16 protein-coding genes and 1 pseudogene are annotated in these 17,799 nt (G+C 60.5%); 9 read left to right on the top strand and 8 right to left on the bottom strand.

Annotation, left to right across the window (positions count from 1 at the left end):
• The first annotated feature begins 94 nt into the window (after window positions 1-94).
• The 6 genes from IPJ76_11730 to IPJ76_11705 are packed head-to-tail and all read left to right on the top strand — an operon-like array spanning window position 95 to window position 5,145.
• Window positions 95-1,198, top strand: a complete 1,104-nt coding sequence (locus IPJ76_11730) for an Mrp/NBP35 family ATP-binding protein (protein QQR85283.1) — start codon at window positions 95-97, stop codon at window positions 1,196-1,198.
• Entirely contained in the window at window positions 1,195-1,485 is a 291-nt protein-coding gene (locus tag IPJ76_11725; GenBank protein ID QQR85282.1) for a NifU family protein, read from the top strand. Before IPJ76_11730 ends, IPJ76_11725 begins: the two co-directional genes overlap by 4 nt.
• Window positions 1,486-1,506: 21 nt before the next feature.
• Complete coding sequence (locus IPJ76_11720; protein QQR85281.1) at window positions 1,507-1,734, top strand: UPF0175 family protein; 228 nt, start codon at window positions 1,507-1,509, stop codon at window positions 1,732-1,734.
• On the top strand, window positions 1,727-2,185 hold the full coding sequence (locus IPJ76_11715; GenBank protein QQR85280.1) for a DUF3368 domain-containing protein: 459 nt from the start codon (window positions 1,727-1,729) through the stop codon (window positions 2,183-2,185). The genes IPJ76_11720 and IPJ76_11715 overlap by 8 nt, the downstream gene beginning before the upstream one ends.
• A gap of 57 nt (window positions 2,186-2,242) precedes the next feature.
• Window positions 2,243-4,114 carry a 2-oxoacid:acceptor oxidoreductase subunit alpha gene (locus IPJ76_11710; GenBank protein QQR85279.1) on the top strand — a complete coding sequence of 624 codons (1,872 nt, stop codon included), beginning with the start codon at window positions 2,243-2,245 and terminating at the stop codon, window positions 4,112-4,114.
• On the top strand, window positions 4,111-5,145 hold the full coding sequence (locus tag IPJ76_11705) for a 2-oxoacid:ferredoxin oxidoreductase subunit beta (GenBank protein QQR85278.1): 1,035 nt from the start codon (window positions 4,111-4,113) through the stop codon (window positions 5,143-5,145). The genes IPJ76_11710 and IPJ76_11705 overlap by 4 nt, the downstream gene beginning before the upstream one ends.
• Before the next feature lie 3 nt (window positions 5,146-5,148).
• Here the strand turns inward: IPJ76_11705 and IPJ76_11700 are convergent, their stop codons facing one another.
• From IPJ76_11700 to IPJ76_11665, 8 genes and pseudogenes are all read right to left on the bottom strand, one after another.
• Window positions 5,149-7,590 (bottom strand): TonB family protein, encoded by a 2,442-nt coding sequence (locus tag IPJ76_11700; GenBank protein ID QQR85277.1) that lies wholly within the window; start codon window positions 7,588-7,590, stop codon window positions 5,149-5,151.
• Window positions 7,583-8,176 (bottom strand): sigma-70 family RNA polymerase sigma factor, encoded by a 594-nt coding sequence (locus tag IPJ76_11695; protein ID QQR85276.1) that lies wholly within the window; start codon window positions 8,174-8,176, stop codon window positions 7,583-7,585. The genes IPJ76_11700 and IPJ76_11695 overlap by 8 nt, the downstream gene beginning before the upstream one ends.
• Window positions 8,177-8,406: 230 nt before the next feature.
• A pseudogene (locus tag IPJ76_11690) lies at window positions 8,407-9,869 on the bottom strand (ATP-binding protein).
• Between the two features lie 166 nt (window positions 9,870-10,035).
• On the bottom strand, window positions 10,036-11,007 hold the full coding sequence (locus IPJ76_11685) for a TonB family protein (GenBank protein ID QQR85275.1): 972 nt from the start codon (window positions 11,005-11,007) through the stop codon (window positions 10,036-10,038).
• Window positions 11,008-11,010: 3 nt separating this feature from the next.
• Window positions 11,011-11,583 (bottom strand): sigma-70 family RNA polymerase sigma factor, encoded by a 573-nt coding sequence (locus IPJ76_11680; GenBank protein QQR85274.1) that lies wholly within the window; start codon window positions 11,581-11,583, stop codon window positions 11,011-11,013.
• A gap of 61 nt (window positions 11,584-11,644) precedes the next feature.
• The gene (locus IPJ76_11675) at window positions 11,645-13,525 is read right to left on the bottom strand and encodes a metallophosphoesterase (GenBank protein ID QQR85273.1); all 1,881 of its coding nucleotides are present in this window, start codon (window positions 13,523-13,525) and stop codon (window positions 11,645-11,647) included.
• A gap of 24 nt (window positions 13,526-13,549) precedes the next feature.
• Window positions 13,550-14,347, bottom strand: a complete 798-nt coding sequence (gene nadE, locus IPJ76_11670; GenBank protein ID QQR85272.1) for an NAD(+) synthase — start codon at window positions 14,345-14,347, stop codon at window positions 13,550-13,552.
• Window positions 14,348-14,412: 65 nt separating this feature from the next.
• On the bottom strand, window positions 14,413-15,120 hold the full coding sequence (locus IPJ76_11665) for a PorT family protein (GenBank protein QQR85271.1): 708 nt from the start codon (window positions 15,118-15,120) through the stop codon (window positions 14,413-14,415).
• Window positions 15,121-15,187: 67 nt separating this feature from the next.
• On the opposite strand from IPJ76_11665, the gene IPJ76_11660 reads away from it, so the two are divergent.
• The 3 genes from IPJ76_11660 to IPJ76_11650 all read left to right on the top strand — a co-directional run bounded on the left by IPJ76_11660 (window position 15,188) and on the right by IPJ76_11650 (window position 17,788).
• Complete coding sequence (locus IPJ76_11660; GenBank protein ID QQR85270.1) at window positions 15,188-16,159, top strand: hypothetical protein; 972 nt, start codon at window positions 15,188-15,190, stop codon at window positions 16,157-16,159.
• A 100-nt stretch (window positions 16,160-16,259) separates the two neighbouring features.
• The gene (gldC, locus tag IPJ76_11655; GenBank protein QQR85269.1) at window positions 16,260-16,595 is read left to right on the top strand and encodes a gliding motility protein GldC; all 336 of its coding nucleotides are present in this window, start codon (window positions 16,260-16,262) and stop codon (window positions 16,593-16,595) included.
• A 26-nt stretch (window positions 16,596-16,621) separates the two neighbouring features.
• A complete protein-coding gene (locus IPJ76_11650; protein QQR85268.1) occupies window positions 16,622-17,788 on the top strand; it encodes a hypothetical protein in 1,167 nt (388 codons plus the stop codon).
• Window positions 17,789-17,799: the final 11 nt, after the last annotated feature.

The raw sequence follows: 17,799 nt of genomic DNA, 5'->3' as shown, positions 1-17,799 counted from the left end.
AAGACCACGGAACCGAATATCAAAGGAAGAAGACGCGGCCTCCACAACCTGAGTCCAAGAGCCATGCGCCTAATTTCGCACTCCTTTCCGAACCATGCCCATCACCGAAGCAGCCATACAGACCGCCCTCGCGCGCATCATTGAGCCCGATCTCAAGAAAGACATCCTGGAGCTGGACCTGGTCCGCGAGGTCGTGGTCGATGAGAACACCGTCCACGTTACAGTTGAGGTGAGCAACCCGGCCATGCACAGCCGCAAGCGCATGGAGGAGGCCGTCACCTTCCAGCTGAAGAAGGAACTCGGGAACGATGTGAACGTGGTGGTGACCGTGAACCCGCTGAGCGGCGAGCGCGCCGGGGTGCGCAAGGTGCTGCCCAAGGTGAAGCACATCATCGCCATCGCAAGCGGAAAAGGCGGCGTGGGCAAGAGCACCATTACGGCCAATCTGGCCGCTGGCCTTGCGCAACAGGGCTTGAAGGTGGGCCTGGTGGATGCCGACATCTACGGTCCCAGCATGCCGCTGATGTTCGATGTGCTGCACGAGAAGCCGAGCGTGAAGAAGGAAGGTGAAAAGAACTGGATCGTGCCCGTGGAGAGCTACGGCGTGAAACTGCTCAGCATCGGCTTCTTCGCCGATCCCGCGCAAGCCATCGCATGGCGGGGCCCCATGGCCAGCAAGGCGTTGGAGCAACTGTTCAAGGACGCCGACTGGGGCGAACTGGACGTGATGCTCGTGGACCTGCCGCCCGGCACGGGTGATATCCACCTGTCCTTGGTGCAGGCCATCCCGCTCACCGGTGCCATCATCGTCAGCACGCCGCAACCCGTGGCCGTGGCCGATGCGCGCAAGGGCGTGGGCTTCTTCCAACTGCCCAGTGTGAACGTACCTGTGCTCGGCATCGTGGAGAACATGGCGTGGTTCACTCCAGCAGAGTTGCCGAACAACAAGTACTTCATCTTCGGGCAAGGCGGTGCGCGCGCACTCGCCGACGAGTTGAAGGTGCCTTTCATCGCCGAGGTGCCGCTGGTGCAGAGCATCCGCGAAGCCGCCGACGTGGGCCGTCCGGCCGTGCTGCAAGGCGCGACTCCCGCCGCCGAAGCGTTCACCGCGTTGATCGATGCGGTGGCCAGCACCGTGCGCAACACGGCCCAGCCGACCGGCGCACAGGCCAAGCCCGTAGTTTCGGCCACATCATGAGGCTTACCAGGGAGCAGCGGGATTCGGTGTCGGTGCGTGCACAGAAAGCACTGGACGACCTGCGCCCCTTCCTCGAGGCTGACGGGGGCGATATCTCATTGGAAGAGATCACCGCCGAAGGTGTTGCCCGCGTGAAGCTGCACGGGGCCTGCAGCGGCTGCGCCATGAGCCCCATGACCATGAAGGCCGGTGTAGAGGAAGCCATCAAGCGCGTGGCGCCGGAGGTCAGGAGCGTTGAGGCGGTGAACTTGCCGGTGAAGCAGGGCGGTGCGGAGGCGCTAGCCTGAGCTTAGCTCTATCTTCGTTCCATGCGTACGCTCACCTTACGGATGCCGGACACTGTTGACCTCGATGAAAGGGAGGTCATCCTGTTCCTGGCGGCTAAGCTCTACGAAAGTGGCAAGCTCTCACTTGGCCAAGCCGCTGACCTGGTCGGTTTGACCAAACCGACCTTTTCCGAGTTGCTGGGCAAGTACGGCGTCGCATTCTTCAATTATCCGGCATCCGAGATCCAGCGTGATGTAAAGAATGCCTGATATCGTCATCGCCGATACCAGTTGCTTCATTGCCTTGAGCCGGATAGATGGCCTTGGCCTTCTCCAGCAAGTTTATGGTTCCGTAACGACCACATCAGTGGTGGCCGCCGAGTTCGGCCGATCTCTACCGGACTGGGTGACCATTGCCGACCCGGACGATGAACTCCGTATGCGTGCGCTTTCCCTGCAAGTGGACAAAGGCGAAGCCAGTGCCATAGCACTCGCACTGGAAACCCCACAGTGCATTATCATCATTGACGACCGTAAAGGGCGTCTGGTCGCGATGGCGCTCGGTTTGTCGGTCACCGGCACTTTAGGTGTGATCGTGAAAGCCAAGCTCCAAGGGCACATCGGATCCATCAGACCCTGGCTGGAGAACCTCCGGTCTGCCGGGTTCCGCACTTCACATGATATCGAGCGGGCATTGCTCAAGGAAGCTGGTGAGCAATGATCGCCTCGCGGACTCTCCCGCTCGTTGGGCAGCCCTCTACCTTCGCGCCAACTTTCAATGTCCACGACCCTTTCCAAGCCCAAGCCCGTTGAGGCCCGCCAACAGGTGGTGATCCTCTTCGCCGGCGACAGCGGCGACGGCATACAGCTCACCGGCAGCCAGTTCACCGACACCAACGCGCTGTTCGGCAACGACGTCAGCACCTTCCCGAATTTCCCGGCGGAGATACGTGCACCACAGGGCACGCTCGCCGGTGTCAGCGGCTATCAGCTGCACTTCGGCAGCGTGGAGATCTTCACGCCCGGCGACCAGTGCGACGTGCTGGTGGTGATGAACGCCGCAGCGCTGAAGGCCAACCTCAGCAAGCTGAAAAAGGGCGGCACCATCATCGCCAACACCGACGGCTTCGACAAGAAGAACCTGCGACTTGCCGGCATCGTTGAAGAACAGGACCCGCTCACCGACGGATCGCTCGCCGGCTACACGCTGCACAGCGTTGACGTGACCAAGCTGACACGCACCGCGCTCGAGGGCACTACCCTCGGCATGAAGGAGAAGGACCGCTGCAAGAACATGTTCGTGCTCGGCTTCATCAACTGGATGTACAGCCGTGACAACGCGCTCACGGTAGGTTTCCTGCAGAAGAAGTTCAGCAAGAAGCCCGAGGTGCTCGATGCGAACATGAAGGCGCTCATCGCCGGCTACAACTACGGCGAGACCAGCGAGACCTTCACCACTCGTTTCGAAGTGAAGCCTGCACCGATGCCGAAGGGCACGTACCGCAGCATCACCGGCAACCAAGGCACCGCGCTCGGGCTCATCGCCGCGGCGCAGAAGGCCAAGTTGGACATTTTCTACGGCAGCTATCCGATCACCCCGGCGAGCGATATCCTGCACGAGCTCAGCCGTCACAAGAACTTCGGTGTGATCACCTTCCAGGCGGAGGACGAGATCGCGGCCATCAGCAGTGCCATCGGAGCGAGCTACGGTGGTGCACTCGGCATCACGGCCAGCAGCGGCCCGGGCATCGCCCTGAAGACCGAAGCGATGGGCTTGGCCTTCATGCTGGAGATCCCGCTGGTGATCGTGAACGTGCAGCGCGGTGGTCCCAGCACGGGGCTTCCCACGAAGACCGAACAGGCCGACCTGTGGCAGGCCGTACACGGCCGCAACGGCGAAGCGCCGATCCCCGTCCTCGCGGCCAGCACACCGATCGATTGTTTCGACATGGCGTTCGAAGCCGTACAGATCGCGCTGGAGCACATGACGCCCGTGATCCTGCTCACCGATGGCTACATCGCCAACGGGTCGGAGCCGTGGCGTTTCCCGGAGGCGAAGAGCCTGCCGGAGATCAAGCCTCCGTTCATTCCCGCACGCGAGGAAAGTTCTTCAGAAGGGTTCCTCCCCTACCTGCGTGACGAACGCGGTGTTCGCCCCTGGGCGCTGCCAGGTCAGGCCGGATTGCAGCACCGCATCGGTGGCATCGAGAAGCAGGACAAGACCGGCAACATCAGTTACGACCCTGCCAACCACGAGAAGATGGTACGGCTGCGTGCGGAGAAAGTCGCGCGCATTGCCGACCGCTACAAGCCGATAAGGCTGGACAGTGGGCCTGCGGAAGGTGAGTTGTTGATCGTGGGTTGGGGCAGCACGTATGGTGCGATCCGCACGGCTGCGCTGCAATTGCAGCAGGAAGGCCACAGCGTTGCGCATGTGCACATCCGCCACATGTTCCCCTTCAACAAGGGCTTGGGACCGTTGCTGAAGAAGTACAAGAAGGTGCTCGTGCCGGAGATGAACAGCGGCCAACTGCGGCAGATGCTCCGGGGCGAGTTCCTCGTTGACGCACAAGGCCTGAACAAGATCCAAGGCATGCCGTTCACGAGCGAGGAGATACGTGCGGGCGTTCTAAACCTCATGAAGCCATGAGCACGACGAACGGGACAACAACAGCTCCGCTGAAAATTGATTTCAGCAGCGACCAGGAAGTGCGCTGGTGCCCGGGCTGCGGCGACTACAGCATCCTGAAACAGGTGCAAACGCTGTTGGAGCAGAGCGGCAAGAAGAAGGAAGAGGTGGTGTTCATCAGTGGCATCGGGTGCAGCTCGCGCTTCCCTTACTACATGGACACCTACGGCCTGCACAGTATCCACGGTCGTGCTCCCGCGCTGGTGAGCGGCTTGCGCAGTGTGCGTCCCGACCTGAGCGTATGGATGATCACCGGCGATGGCGACGCGCTGAGCATTGGTGGCAACCACATCATCCACTTGCTGCGCCGCAACGTGGACGTGAACGTGCTGCTCTTCAACAACGAGATCTACGGGCTTACCAAGGGCCAGTATTCCCCGACCAGTCCGGAAGGAGCCGTGACGCGCAGCACGCCCATGGGCAGCACGGACCATCCGTTCAACCCGCTCGCGTTGGTGAAGGGCGCCGATGGCACCTTCATCGCCCGCAGCATGGACCGCGACCCCAAGCATATGCGCGAGATCCTCGCCCGTGCAGATGCGCACCGCGGCACTTCGCTCGTGGAGATCTACCAGAACTGCAACGTCTTCAACGATGGCGCCTTCGAGACCTTCACGGAGAAGGCTACGAAACCGCTGCACACCATCTTCGTGGAGCATGGCAAACCACTGGTCTTCGCCAACGGCACGCGCGGCATCAAACTGAACGGCATGACACCCGTTATCGTGGACACCTACGCCGGCGGCACCAGCCTCGACGAGCTATGGATCCACGACGAACGCGACCCGTACAAGGCGAGCATCCTTGTGCGCCTCTTCGACGACCCACGTTTGGAAGGCGCCATGCCGCGCCCGTTCGGCGTGTTCTACGTGAACGAACGCCCCACGCACGAAGCCAAACTCACGGCGCAAGTCGCGCAGGCGAAGGAGCGCAAGGGGGCTGGGGATCTGGACGCGTTGCTCAAGGGTGAGCACACGTGGACGATCGGGTGATCGTCATAGAGCTTCGAACACGATCGGCAAACTCATTGCGATGTCAACCGGTTGTCCGTTGACAGCAGCCGGCTTCCACTTTGGCATGAGCCCTACAACACGCATTGCCTCCGCGTCCAGTTGCTCGTTTACACTACGCTCGATTTTGATATCCACGACCTTTCCGGATCGGTCAATGCGAAAGCCTACGAGCACCCTGCCTCCCACTCCTTGTGCGCGAGCATCTGGCGGATAGACAACTGACGTTGTTAGAAAGCGCTGCAGTGCATTTAGGCCTCCGGGAAATTCGGCGCGTTCGTCCAATGTCGATCCTGACCAATAAACGACCGGGCCCGAATCGACTGTGACCTTGGTCGATCGCGGTGCTTCTTTGGATGCGTCAGAATCAGCACATGGGAATACCACCGGTAACAGTGCATTCCTCAACTCCTCCCGCGCAATGTTCGCTTGGCGCCGTTGCTTGTCCACGACCAACCAGTCCAAGTACCGCGCCTCATCCAGCAATTGGTCCTCGACCCGGCCTTTGGTCTTGAGCATTTGGCGCAAGGCTTTCTCATCCACGGGCTGAAGCGAGGCCATCACTTCGGCATGACCATTAATGCTGGTGATGAACGCGAACTGCTGCTTGCCTTTCATGCCGAGGCAGAACAGGTCGTAGGCGAAGATGCTGTTGAGCCGCTCCGAGAAGATCCCTCCATCTTCCTTCATCCGTTGATAGCTGTTCAGCTGCCTGGGAAGGAGGTAAACGAACAGTTCATCAAAACTGGCGCGATCCGTGACCTCCACAGCGAGCGGTGTGTAGGTGAGCGTTGCTGTCTTACCTGTCTTGTGGTCCGTGTAGCTCAAGCTTGCTCGGTTGGTCGTTGCCGCCAGCACGGCCTTGTCCACGTTCCACCAGCCTGTGGCAACCACGGGCACCACCCAGGCAGCACGGGGCAAGCGCACGCGTTGATAGCCGAGCTGCTTGTACACCGTATCGAGGTTCGCCTCGAACTCCCGCTCGAACAACTGGCCTTCGCGAACGCTTTCGGCCATTGCGTGGTCGGCTTGCTTGGCAGCGCTCTTCCTATCCGCCTTCCGCTGTTCACGCCAGAACTTCTCCTGTGTCTTCCGGATGGCCGCTGACTCGGCCCGGCTCTGGTTCTCGTAGAAGGTTCGAAGCCGGTCTGCGGCATGGGCAGGTAGCTGTACTCGGCCATCGTTGCGCTCGGCGAAGTGATCGAATTCAGGATAGCCCATGCTTCCAACCGCCGCATCCACCTCAGCCATGTCTTTGCCCAACCCGCTCACGTACAACTCCAACGCCTCACTGCTGCACGTGCGGTGGATCGCTCGCATGCGCTCCTCGAACTCCCGCGTGGCGATGTTGGTGTTGTTGAAGCGGTCGGTCCAGATGACTTTCACCTTCGCGGGATTCAGGCCTTCAGCGGTATTGATCCTCACACTGTCACTGTGAAATCGTACGTCAAGTCCCATCGACTTAAGCGAATCCCATAGTTTACCTGTGAAGGGATAGGCATATGATTCCTTAATCGTGGGACGCTCGTTCCCCGATCCGTGACTGAACGACCAGTACAAACTGTCCTTGAAAGTCTTATCCGTAACATCCAATCCCAACTGTACGAGCTTCCCTTCGTAGCCCGGCGGATAGAAGTTGAGCGTGGTGATGTCCACCGGGATCAATGACTTCGTCAGGGGGCGTGGGTTGCGCCAGTCGATGACGCCATCGGCACGTTTCACGCCTTGGTAGAGATGCATATCATCTTGCCTATCGCCCGCAGGAACCATCGCGGTGAGCGGTTTCCCCGGATCGATCTTCACCGCGCTACCGTTGGCCTGAGCATCGAAGTAGAACATACCGCCGGTCTCCAACAACGTATCGCCGCTCATGGTACTGAGGCCTGCCTTCATGATGTCCAACGGATCGAGCGCTTCCAGCAGGGTCACACGCACAAGACTTGTGAGCGGCTTGCCGGCGCTATCCGTGAAGGCACCACGCGGAACGTCGAGAACAATGCCGCTCGGTGTTACCAGTGTCGTGTCCTTGGTTGGATCGATGGTGAAAACCAGAGGCTCCAACCGCGTGCCGGTTGTATCAGTGAGCAGCCGGTGCTCTTCGTTCGTGATCAGCGATTCATCACTGGCTGTATTGCCCTGCTGGGACTTCCACAAGAACAACGAAGCCGTGGCCGCAATGATGACGATGGCACTGGCACCAAGTCCCGGCGCCCACTTGCCCCATCGGTAGTTACCGTACGCCTTTTTGACGGCGGCGCGCGCTGGCGATCGGCGCGCGGCGCGGCGCAAGCGTTGCTGGTCCTCCACCAATGCGCGCAGTTCCTCGTTGTTGCGCATGCGTTCCTCGAAAGCCGATCGGTCTTGGTTGCTCATGGCGCCGTCCAAGTAGTTGTCCACCAGTTCCATCAGGTGCAGTTGGTCACGCATGGCTGTGGAGGTTGGGGTTGTTGGACAACAGGGTGCGGTACTTCTCCCTGGCCTGTTCGAGGCACTTGTATTTGCGCGTTTTGGCCGCGCCTTCACCGGCATAGCCGAACGCCTGCGCGATGGCGGCCAACGGTTCATTCCGCAAGTAGAAACGCGTGAGCAGATCGCGGCACTTGTCGCCCAGTGCTGCGAAAGCCCGCTCGGCGAGTTGCATCAGAAGTTCGTCCTGTGGATGGGTGGTTGATGGTTGCTGGTTGTTGGGCTGGGCAAGGAGCGCTTCCTCATACTTGCGGGCCTTGCCCTTCAGGCGGATCTCGGCCAGCCATAGGTTGCGGCAGATGCCATAGACGTATGCGCCCAAGGAACCGGAGAAGATGAAGCCGGTGTCCTGGGCCTTCTCGTGGAGGATGACCAAGGCATCTTGGAACAGGTCACGCGCATCGCTGCGGCTACCGCCGTGGGTGCGCACCATGCTCATCACATCGGGCAGGTGCCGGTAGAGTTGGGTAAAGGCCTGTTCCGCACGTCCGTCGCGGAGGGCGTTCAACAATTCGGTATCGGACATAACCAGGGTCTTTGCCCTCATGTGCACGAAAGAACGAAAGGTGACCCCTGGTCTTGTAGATCACCGGCTGGAAGCCGGTGCCCCAGAAACGGTCCAACGGCGAGCATAACTGGACGACGGATGCGTACCATCGTGTTCAGGTTTACCCCCAAGGGTCGCATACCCTTTAGCGGGTACATTAAAATGCACCAACCATCTACTGTGTATCAGGTAGATACACCACGAAAGCAGATTAGGCATAAGGTCATCCACTAAATCTGCTTCGCTGTGGTCAATGTCGATTCGGTCACCGACCGGATGGCGCGGAGGCTCCGGTGATAGCTGTAGAGCGCGGTGGGGACGAAGCGGAGCTGGAATCCATCCACCGTTCGGGTATCCAAGATGGTGCGCGTAGTAACGACCCCCCAATCCAGCTTGTTGGCTTCGGCAAAGCCCATCAAGCTCTTCAACTCCAGCGGATGGTCGACGATCCGGTCGCTCCATTTCACCTCGCAAAGCCTTACAGGCTTCAACTTCTCGTTGAGTCGCACCATGTCCACTTCGCCGTGGCTGCGACCGACCTTCCAATTCGCATAGTAGAGCTGTTGCTGCCGGGTGAGGTCTTGCGCGTGTACTGCCGTTTCGGCCAGTGCGCCGAAGGCTGGATCATCCGAAGTCAAGGGTCCGAACATGGCAGTGCGTAAACTCGGATTGGTGAGATAGGCTTTGAATCCGTGTTCGCGCTCGTAGTGCTTCGCCTTCATGTCGATCCGGCGCAGGCGCTTAATGAGGAAGGCCGCTTCCAAATACTCGAGGAACTTCCGGATGGTGACCGCATCCACCCCGCTGCGTTGCGAGAGCGCCGCGTACGCGAACTCCTGCCCTGTGTTGAAGGCCACCACGCTGAAGAAGCGGTTCAGTTCCTGCACATCGCCGATGCCGTAGATGCTGGGCAGGTCGCGCAGCAGCACCTTGTCGATGATGTCGCTGCGGATGAAGCGGCCCGGCTCGCGCATGATCTCCTCATTGAGCACGGCTTCGGGGTAGCCGCCGTAGTTCACGTAGCGCACGAACTGCTCGTTCAGCGCATCGATGTCGATAGTGTCATGGAACTCGCCTTCCTCATCACCCCATGCGCGTGTGGTCTTCACGATCAGGTCGTGCTTGTTGGTGAGCAACAAGTACTCGTGGAACGTGAGCGGTGGCAGCACGAAATCGGTGAGGCGCCCCGCTCCGCTCTCTTCGCTCTTCTTTTTCAACGCCGCCGCCGCGCTTCCGCTCGCGATGAAGCGCGTGCGCGGATACGTGTCCACCAACACTTTCAGGTCGCGCTCCCAATCGTTGAGGTATTGCACCTCGTCGAAGAACACAGGAAGCCCGCCGGGTCCTTGTCCTTGAGCGCTTGGCGGCACAGCGTGAAAAGGTCATCGAGCCGATGGCGGCTGTACACCGGTTGGTCCACCGAAACCAAGCAGATCTTCTTCGCCGGAACACCTTCGGCGATCAACGTCTTCACGCATTGATGAAGCATTACCGTCTTGCCAACACGCCTTGGCCCCATTAACACCACCGCGCGCCGTGTCTTCGACTTTACCAACCGATGGAACGGCTCGAAGAAGGCGCGGTGCCCCATCTTCTGGTAGTATGGGTCCACGGCAATGGTCTGCCACCAAGGGTTCTCTACACGGATCCGCGATTGGATCTGCGTTGAATTGGGACTTTGCAGAGTGGCCATGTGGCCAAATGTAACGCTGCGTGACTGATTAACGTTTACTTTGGTCGTTAATCATGCATACTCATACGTTTTTGCCCCAACAAACAATGTGTACTCAGGCATGGCCGCGAGTTGGGCCGACAATGCCCTCAACTTCAAGTCGGAGCACGCACAGAAAATCACGCGATCACTTTCCCCTCTCCTTCACCACCCCACCGAACCGCAGTGGCACCACCATGCGACAGCGCGCTGGCTTGTCGTTGGTGCGGCACGGCAGCCACTTGGGCATGCCTTGGATCACGCGCACGGCTTCCTTGTCATGGGCATCGCTCAGGCTCTTCTTCACTTGCACATCACTGATGCGCCCCTGTTCGTCCACCAGGAAATCGACTTCCACCACGCCGCTCGCATCGCTGTTCTTCACCGGGCGAAGATTCTTCTGCAAGTAGCTGTGCATGGCATCCCATCCCCCTTTGAACATGGGTTCGGTGTAGGTGGCCTCCTTTGCGGGGGTTCCCTGGCCAAGCAGTGTCGTGCTGTCCAACAGCGCAGCGATTTCCGCCTTGGTCAGCGTACGACCTTCGTTCTGTCTATACTTCGGGTCTACCGAATCAACCGACGAAGCCCATGGTGCAGCCTCCTGCCTCACCTCCACCACGCGCGCGTTCTTCGGCACCTCGTCCCAGCTTACACGCTTGCCGTTCAGTGTGGCCACGTAGAGCGTGTCGTAGATGGTATCGGTGTGGATAACGGAGCGGATACTGTCCAGGCTGTTCGGCAACAGAGCTACCTTCGGGTGTTCCGCGTGAGCAACACTGTCCGCTGGAACAGCGACGACGGTTTCTTCAATGGTCGTGTGAGGCACCTCAGCCCGATTGGTCATCCACCACAAGGCCGCACCCGCGCCGATGATCACCACGGTGCTGAGGCTGATGGCCGGCATCCACTGCATGAAGCGGTACGTGCTGTATGCCTTAGCTGCTGCGGCCCGAACAGGCACGCGCGCGAGTCCTTCGCGCAGGTCGCGCTGGTCGTGCACCACGCTTTGCAGCTCGGGCGAGGCCGCCATGCGCAGTTCGAAGGCGGCGCGCTCGTCGGGCGGCATGTCGCCGTCCAAGTATCGATCGGCCAGTTCGAGCAGGTGTAGTTCGTCCCTCATGCATCAAGCGTGTTGCGGTTCCGCAGCATGGGCCGATGCGGTCATTCGGCGATAGCGTTTGCGCGCCTCCTCCAAGCATTTGTACTTGCGCGTCTTGGCTGCTCCTTCGCCCGCGAAACCAAGCGCCTTGGCGATATCGATCAGCGATTCCTTGGCGATGTAGAACCGCCGCAGCACCTCCAGGCATTTGTCGCCAAGTGAAGTGAGCGCTTGTTCGGCCAGCTTGAAGCCGCTTTCCTGCGCCAACAAGGCGCTGATGTCGGCGGGATCATCGGCCGCCTCTCGCACCTCCCAATTCGTGAGCGTCTTATCGCGGCGGCGTAGTTCATCGCGCCAGAGGTTGCGGCACACGCTGTAGAGAAAGGTGCTGATGGCGCTGGTGAGCTGGAAATCCTCGGTCTTGGCCTTGCGGTGGAAGATGATGAGCGCGTCCTGGAACACGTCCTTGGCGTCGGCCTTGGTGCCGCTGTTCTGGCGGATCATGCGCTCCACCATGGGCAGGTGGGCGTACAGCTTCACGAAGGCCTGGTGGTCACGGCCTTGTCTGATCAGCGAGAGGATATCGGCGTCGCTCATGTCCTGTTGGCCTCTTGAATGGCAGGAACGCGGAAAGGTGACCTGGCAGTGCCTCGACCGGTCAGCGGAGCACGATGGGCGGTTCGATGAGTTCGGCCACCAGCGGATCCGCCGGTTGCACCCAACTGGGCGACGCGTCCGCGTCCGTCCGGTCCCGCCAGTTCCTTGGCACGCGCTCCACCTTGATGGGGTAGATGGTCAACGAGCCGTCCTTGCCGAACCGCAAGCGCAGGAAGTGTTTGAAGTCCTGTATCCGTAGCGCGCTGAAGGCCTCCTCACTGTGGCGACCGAACACATTGATGGAAACGAGCAAGTAGAGCCCGAGGATGATGCAGCCAGCGATCCAGCCACCCGAGAAGACCAATAGCCCCGTGGACAATGCGCCCAGTGCACCACCACCGAACAGTTCCACGCTGAGATCGAACGCCCCCCAACCGATGTAGAAAAGCGCCAACCAGTGCACCGCGCAATGCACCGTGCCCGCGACAACTCGATAGAACTTGGAGTGCGTATCCGTGAACGCGAGGAAGAGCGCCAATGAACCGAGCATCCACAAAGCGAGCGACGGCTGCGTGCCGAAAAGATCCACCGTCATGCGAAGAGCTTTCCATGGATCGCCGCGCGGCGGTTCCGCTGCCGTTGAACCGATGAGCCACGCCGTCATCAGGTAGATGATCGCCGGAAGAATGCCGGCCTTCGGGTTCTTGAAGAGAAAGAGCAAGTTGCTCCACGCGAGACGCGATGAGCGCTTTTCATCCGGGTAGCTCCTCTTCAGGCGGAACGACCGCGGTGGCACATCGGGATCGACACTGGCCTCCGTGATGAGCGAAAGGTCTTCCTCGTGCGTGGGATGCAGGAAGGCGCCACCACCGCCCGCCGTGATCTTCTGCACCGGGCTGCCGATCCGGGGATCGATGATCTCCTGGTGCCTGCGGTAGTGGTGCAGGTCGCCGGTCATGTACACCTTCACCTCCACGCCACGCGGGGCGAAGACCTGGTCGCGCAAGTAGAGCAGGTCCGTTTCGTCGAACACCCGGCCCATGCTGCGGTACTTGTGCGCGTAGGTCCACACGGGCAACGAGAGGCAGAGAACCACCTTGTCGCCCTTCTGCATCTTCTCCGCCACGGCCTTGAAGTACTCGATCTGCCCCGTGTCGATGTCGCTCTGCAACTGCCCGTCGCTGCCGCAGAGCCACCAGTTGCCGGGCAGCTTCAGCGCGAAGTAGCTGCGTTGCTGTTGTGTGCGCCAGCCGGCGAAACCGCGGCCGCCGACATCGGAACAGAAGAGGCGCGAGAAGGCGTTGAGACCGTCGTACCAATCGTGGTTGCCGGGAATGGCGTACACCACGGGTTGATCTTCCGGCTGCACAGCCCGTCCCGCCAGAGCGGGATCGCCGAAGGCCTTCGTGAAGGGCATCACCAACCGGCGCTGGTACTCCTCGCGACTGGGCGTGGGGTACACTTCATCGCCGCCGAACACGAGCACATCTCCGCGCGGCAGCGTGAGTTCCTTGCCTTCGGTGTCACGCACCTGCAACTGCGGTTGTGCCGCAGCGTACGCGATGGTGTAGGTGGGGTTCCAGCCGTCACCCGTGTCGCAGATGAAGTCGAGCCAGAGTTCCTCCCGCTCACGCGATCTGTCCGGCTCCAAGCCATCCTTCCCGTCCCTGAAGAAATACGTGTGATCGTGCGGCTCCTTATTGGTGGCCGCCAATGCGAGCATCAGCCGTCGGTCGCTTCGTTCGCCCACGATGAACGAGAAGAGCGTCTTGATGCCGGTGGTGGCCAGCTGCTTCGGATCGAACCAACCCACCATGGGCATGCGCTGCGGGCTTCGCGCGGAGGCCGCGTGCAAGGCAGTGTCGCCGCGCTTGCTCAGCAATCGTTTGATGACAGGAAGAGCGGCGCGCTGCTGGCTTTGTTCTCCGACCGTCTTCTCCATGCGGACAAGGTAGCCGCAACCGCGCTACTGCTTCAGCTCAGAAGGAATGACGCACACCGGGATGGGCTCCATCTTGTGCCGGTTCGCGGCCTTGCGCCGGTCGAAAATGGCGAGCACCTTCCGCTGGCGATCCGACAAGTCGAGCGTCCCGACATCCACGCCGCGCTCGCGCAGGTCCATGGCCCATTCGAGTTCCGGGTAGCTCGCGCCGATCTGGTCTTCATCGCTGCGGTCATCGCCCCATAGACCGTCGGTCGGCTTGGCCTTCATGATGCTCTCCACCGCACCAAGCTGCCGCGCGATGCCGTACACCTCGGTTTTGGTGAGATCGGCGATGGGCGAAAGATCCACGCCGCCATCGCCGTACTTCGTGAAGAAACCCACTCCGAAGTCCTCCACCTTGTTGCCTGTGCCAGCAACCAGATACCCGTGCAAGCCCGCGAAATAGTACAGGGTGGTCATGCGCAACCGTGCACGCGCATTGGCAAGCGCAAGGTCCATGGTCTCCCGATCAGCGTGCTTGGGAAGGACCGCCACCATGCCATCAAACACCGCGGTCAGCTGCACGACTTCCATGGAGACGTTCGCGTGCGATCCCCGCAGGGCAGCGATGTGCTCCTGCGCGCGTGCCACCTGCGAAGCAGCTTGATGGATGGGCATTTCAACGCATAGCACCGGCAGGCCCGTGCGGGCGCACAGCGCGCTCGTCACCGCGCTATCGATGCCACCGCTCACACCCACCACGAAACCCTGCTGCCGGTTGCTGGTGCAGTAGTCCTTCAACCAGCCGACGATGTGTTCAATGACCTTCTCCGTCTTCATGCCTTTTCAAGTTGAAGCCCCGTCCTGACAGGTCAGGACAGGGCTTCCGTTCATTCATCTTCGGGTCAGAACAGCACGCCAAGGGTCAGTTCAGCGTAATGCAGTTTGGCCTGGCCCAGATCGTCGTTGTCGAGCGCGTTGGTGAAGCCATTGCTGTAACGCAGACCAACAAGCGCAGAGGTGTTGCCACTGAAGTTGTACTCGAACCCGGCCCCGATGCTCAGCGCCACCCGGAGCTCAGCGGCATCGTCCTTCGCGTCCTCGTTGTCCTCTGTCTTGCTATAACCAGCCACTCCGCTGGCGATCTCGGTATCACGCTTGGCACCGACACGGAAGCCGGTGTCAAAACCGACCTGACCGAAATAAGTCATGTAGCCGATCTCGTTCGTCTTCAATTTGATGGTCAACGGCAACTCAACATACTGCAACTTCAACGTAGTCTGTTCGGTGGCGATCACTGTGAGTGTATCGGAAGGGGCGGCATCAAACTCCCGCTTGTAATCACCACCGACATTGTTCAGGAACAATCCCGTGCTGAAGGCATAGTTGGCGTTCTCCCCGATCATGATGTCCGTGACGAGACCGAAACGGAACCCAAGGTGGCTGCCGTTCGCTTCGATCTTCTTGCCCGTGGGCGCTAGCCAACCCAGGTTCGGAGCGAAGCTCAGGCCCAGGCGCAGCGAGCGCCCGGCGTTCTGCGCGGTGGCGGAGGTGGCGATCGCCAGTGCGATCACAAGAGCGGCGGAGGCCTTTCTCATAGTTTTGGCGTTCATGGTAATGCGGTGCGAATGTAGCGGCGGCCGTGGGCGTGCAACGGCGCTCTCAGGGGTTGTTTTCAGCGTGTTGTTGACGGCCTGCAACGGGGGAAGTCACCCCGCAGTGCAGCCCGTGCCCATTGAACTGGAGGTGGTGCGCCTCGACCAAGAATTGTTCCGTACACCGCCTGACAGCATGGCCAGCACCTGCGCTCGCTTGCAGGAGCAACTGGGCGATTTCTGGCAGCTCTACGTGGAGGACATTCTGCAAGCAGCCCCCAGCAACGACGCTCGACTGCCATTGGCGCTGAACGCCTTCGTGACCGACCCCGACTGGCAGCAGGCCCAAGCTGCGGTGGACAGCTCGCTCGGTGACCTGTCAGGCCAACTGGCGGACCTTACGGAAGCCTTCGGTCGGTTGAAGGCCATCGCACCGGACAGCCTCACCCCGCGCATCATCGTATTCAACAGCGGCTTCAACTACGGCCTCTACCCTACCGACCGCGACCTCGGCATCGGCGCGGAGTGGTTCATCGGACCGGAACAGCGGGTCATCTCCTTCCTCGACCCCATCAGCTTTCCTCAATACGTGAAGGAACGGATCAGACCGGAAATGCTCGCTCCCGGAGCCGTGAAGGGCTGGCTGATGGTGCACTGGCTGCGCGATGTGCGCGGCGAGGACCTGCTCACCAACCTGGTGGAGGTGGGCAAAGTGATGGTGTTGCTGGAGGAAGTGATGCCGGCCACGGACGCCTCGTTGCGCTTCGCCTTCACCCCTGAGCAACTGAAGTGGTGCGAGGAGAGCGAGTACAGCATGTGGCAGAAGATCGTCACCGAGGAACAACTGTTCAGCAAAGAGGAGCAGGCCATCAGCCGCATCATGAACGACGCGCCCTTCACCAACGGCTTCCCCCGCCAAAGCCCCGGCCATATCGGCGAGTGGATCGGCTACCGCATGGTGAAGGCGTACATGGACGAACATCCCGACGTCACCTTTGCCCAGCTCTTCGCCCTCAACGACGAGAAGGCCGTACTGAACGAATACAAACCCCGTTGACCCTGTCCAAGTGCCATGGATCAAGTACCAAGTGACAAGATCCAACGGCGCACGACCCATCCTTGACACTTGCTACTTGGTCCTTGATCCTTGACACTTGATGAGCTCCTCCCAGATCCGCTTCACCATCACCCTCGACGAGAACAAGGTCCCGGAACGCATCGAGTGGGAAGCCGATGATGCGAACACGAAGAGCGAGTGCAAGAGCACGCTCATCAGCCTCTGGGACAGCAAGGAGCAGAACACGCTGCGCATCGATCTGTGGACGAAGGAGATGACCACCGATGAGATGAAGGCCTTCTTCCACCAGAACATCATGACGATGGCCGACACGTTCGAGCGCGCCACCGGCGAGGGCAAGATGGCCGCACAGATGCGCGAATTCGGCCAGTACTTCGCACAGCACATGCTGGGTACAGGTCCCTCAGCGTCCTGAACAACGGCCACCGGGCCGAAGATGCCATGGCCGCACACCGAGCGCCGCTCCCTGATCATTGGACCGGCCGCCTCTTGGATGGCGTCTCCGACCGTTGCATCCGCTGGACCAAGCATCGGACAGTGCTATGGTGGAGCAAGGATCCATGGCGCGCGGGACTGCTGCTGACGGCCGTGTGCCTGTTCTGGAGCTTCCCGTACTACGACATCGTACTGGGCACCAATGGGCCTGGGGTGAACTGGCCGCCGTTCCTGGAGCAGGTCGAGCAGCCGTTCACCGACCATACACCGCACTACCCGCCTACGCACCATGCCAGCAAGCTCGGTTTCCGGTTCGTTCCGGCCGCGCTGTGCCATGCGCTGGGAACGGACAGTATCGCTGGGGCCCTGGTCTTGCAACTCGCCATGCAGTTCGCGGTCTGTGCACTGTTGTTCGCGCTGCTCAGGCGAGACGCCCGTTCAGGTGTGCAGGCCCTCGCCGTCGCCCTTCCGTTCTGCTTGGTGGCAGGTGGGCACTCCTTCTACGATGACCAATGGGGCTTCTTCGACACGCTGGCCTTGGACCTCCTGCTTGCAGCGGCAGCAGCGAACGGGGCCATTTCACGAATGCTGTTGCTGTTGCTCGCCTTCTTCACTGACGAACGCACTATCGTTGCGTCGCCCGGTTTGTTGCTGCTCTGGCGGCCCGATGAACGCCCGACCACTGGAAAGCTGGCTCTCCTGATCACCACGGCGATCGTGTACATCGCCATCCGATGGTCCTTGGGCTCCATCTTCGGGTTGCGCTCAGAGCCTGTTCCCTGGTCCTATCTATTGGACAGGTGGCCATTGTTCCCTTATGCGTTGCTGCACGGTGCCGAGGGATTCCTGCTGACCACGGGCCTTGCCTGCGTGCTGTTGTGGCGCCAGCGTTCGTGGTCGTCCCTTGGGTTGTTGGTCTTGGGTTCCGGTTTGGTAACGGGCGTGGCCATTTCCGTGTTCGACACTGAGCGGAGCACCGCCTATTTGTTACCCTACCTCCTCGCTGGCGTACTGATCATCCGTCGCGACTTGCCGCAACGCCATTTCATGCTCCTCATTGCAGGCGTGGCATTCTTCAACCTGCTCCACAGCTCACCCGTTTCGCTGCCCGAGCAGCTCTTCCGGATGCTCAACGGCCGAAGCCTGGGCGACATCCTGCGCGATCCGATCTAGGTGGCATGGGC

The organism is Flavobacteriales bacterium (genome assembly GCA_016699575.1).
In the GTDB taxonomy this organism is placed as follows: Bacteria; Bacteroidota; Bacteroidia; order Flavobacteriales_F; family PHOS-HE28; genus PHOS-HE28.
Note: the sequence above shows the minus strand (reverse complement) of the source record. Positions and strands in the feature narration are given on the sequence as shown.

Bases quoted from the DNA above. Each gene is read 5' to 3' on its own strand.
- IPJ76_11715 (QQR85280.1), top strand. From the start codon at position 1,727: ATGCCTGATATCGTCATCGCCGATACCAGTTGCTTCATTGCCTTGAGC.
- IPJ76_11700 (QQR85277.1), bottom strand. From the start codon at position 7,590: ATGCGTGACCAACTGCACCTGATGGAACTGGTGGACAACTACTTGGAC.
- IPJ76_11710 (QQR85279.1), top strand. From the start codon at position 2,243: ATGTCCACGACCCTTTCCAAGCCCAAGCCCGTTGAGGCCCGCCAACAG.
- IPJ76_11725 (QQR85282.1), top strand. From the start codon at position 1,195: ATGAGGCTTACCAGGGAGCAGCGGGATTCGGTGTCGGTGCGTGCACAG.
- IPJ76_11720 (QQR85281.1), top strand. From the start codon at position 1,507: ATGCGTACGCTCACCTTACGGATGCCGGACACTGTTGACCTCGATGAA.
- gldC (QQR85269.1), top strand. From the start codon at position 16,260: ATGAGCTCCTCCCAGATCCGCTTCACCATCACCCTCGACGAGAACAAG.
- IPJ76_11685 (QQR85275.1), bottom strand. From the start codon at position 11,007: ATGAGGGACGAACTACACCTGCTCGAACTGGCCGATCGATACTTGGAC.
- IPJ76_11650 (QQR85268.1), top strand. From the start codon at position 16,622: ATGGCCGCACACCGAGCGCCGCTCCCTGATCATTGGACCGGCCGCCTC.
- IPJ76_11705 (QQR85278.1), top strand. From the start codon at position 4,111: ATGAGCACGACGAACGGGACAACAACAGCTCCGCTGAAAATTGATTTC.
- IPJ76_11695 (QQR85276.1), bottom strand. From the start codon at position 8,176: ATGAGGGCAAAGACCCTGGTTATGTCCGATACCGAATTGTTGAACGCC.
- nadE (QQR85272.1), bottom strand. From the start codon at position 14,347: ATGAAGACGGAGAAGGTCATTGAACACATCGTCGGCTGGTTGAAGGAC.
- IPJ76_11675 (QQR85273.1), bottom strand. From the start codon at position 13,525: ATGGAGAAGACGGTCGGAGAACAAAGCCAGCAGCGCGCCGCTCTTCCT.
- IPJ76_11730 (QQR85283.1), top strand. From the start codon at position 95: ATGCCCATCACCGAAGCAGCCATACAGACCGCCCTCGCGCGCATCATT.
- IPJ76_11665 (QQR85271.1), bottom strand. From the start codon at position 15,120: ATGAACGCCAAAACTATGAGAAAGGCCTCCGCCGCTCTTGTGATCGCA.
- IPJ76_11680 (QQR85274.1), bottom strand. From the start codon at position 11,583: ATGAGCGACGCCGATATCCTCTCGCTGATCAGACAAGGCCGTGACCAC.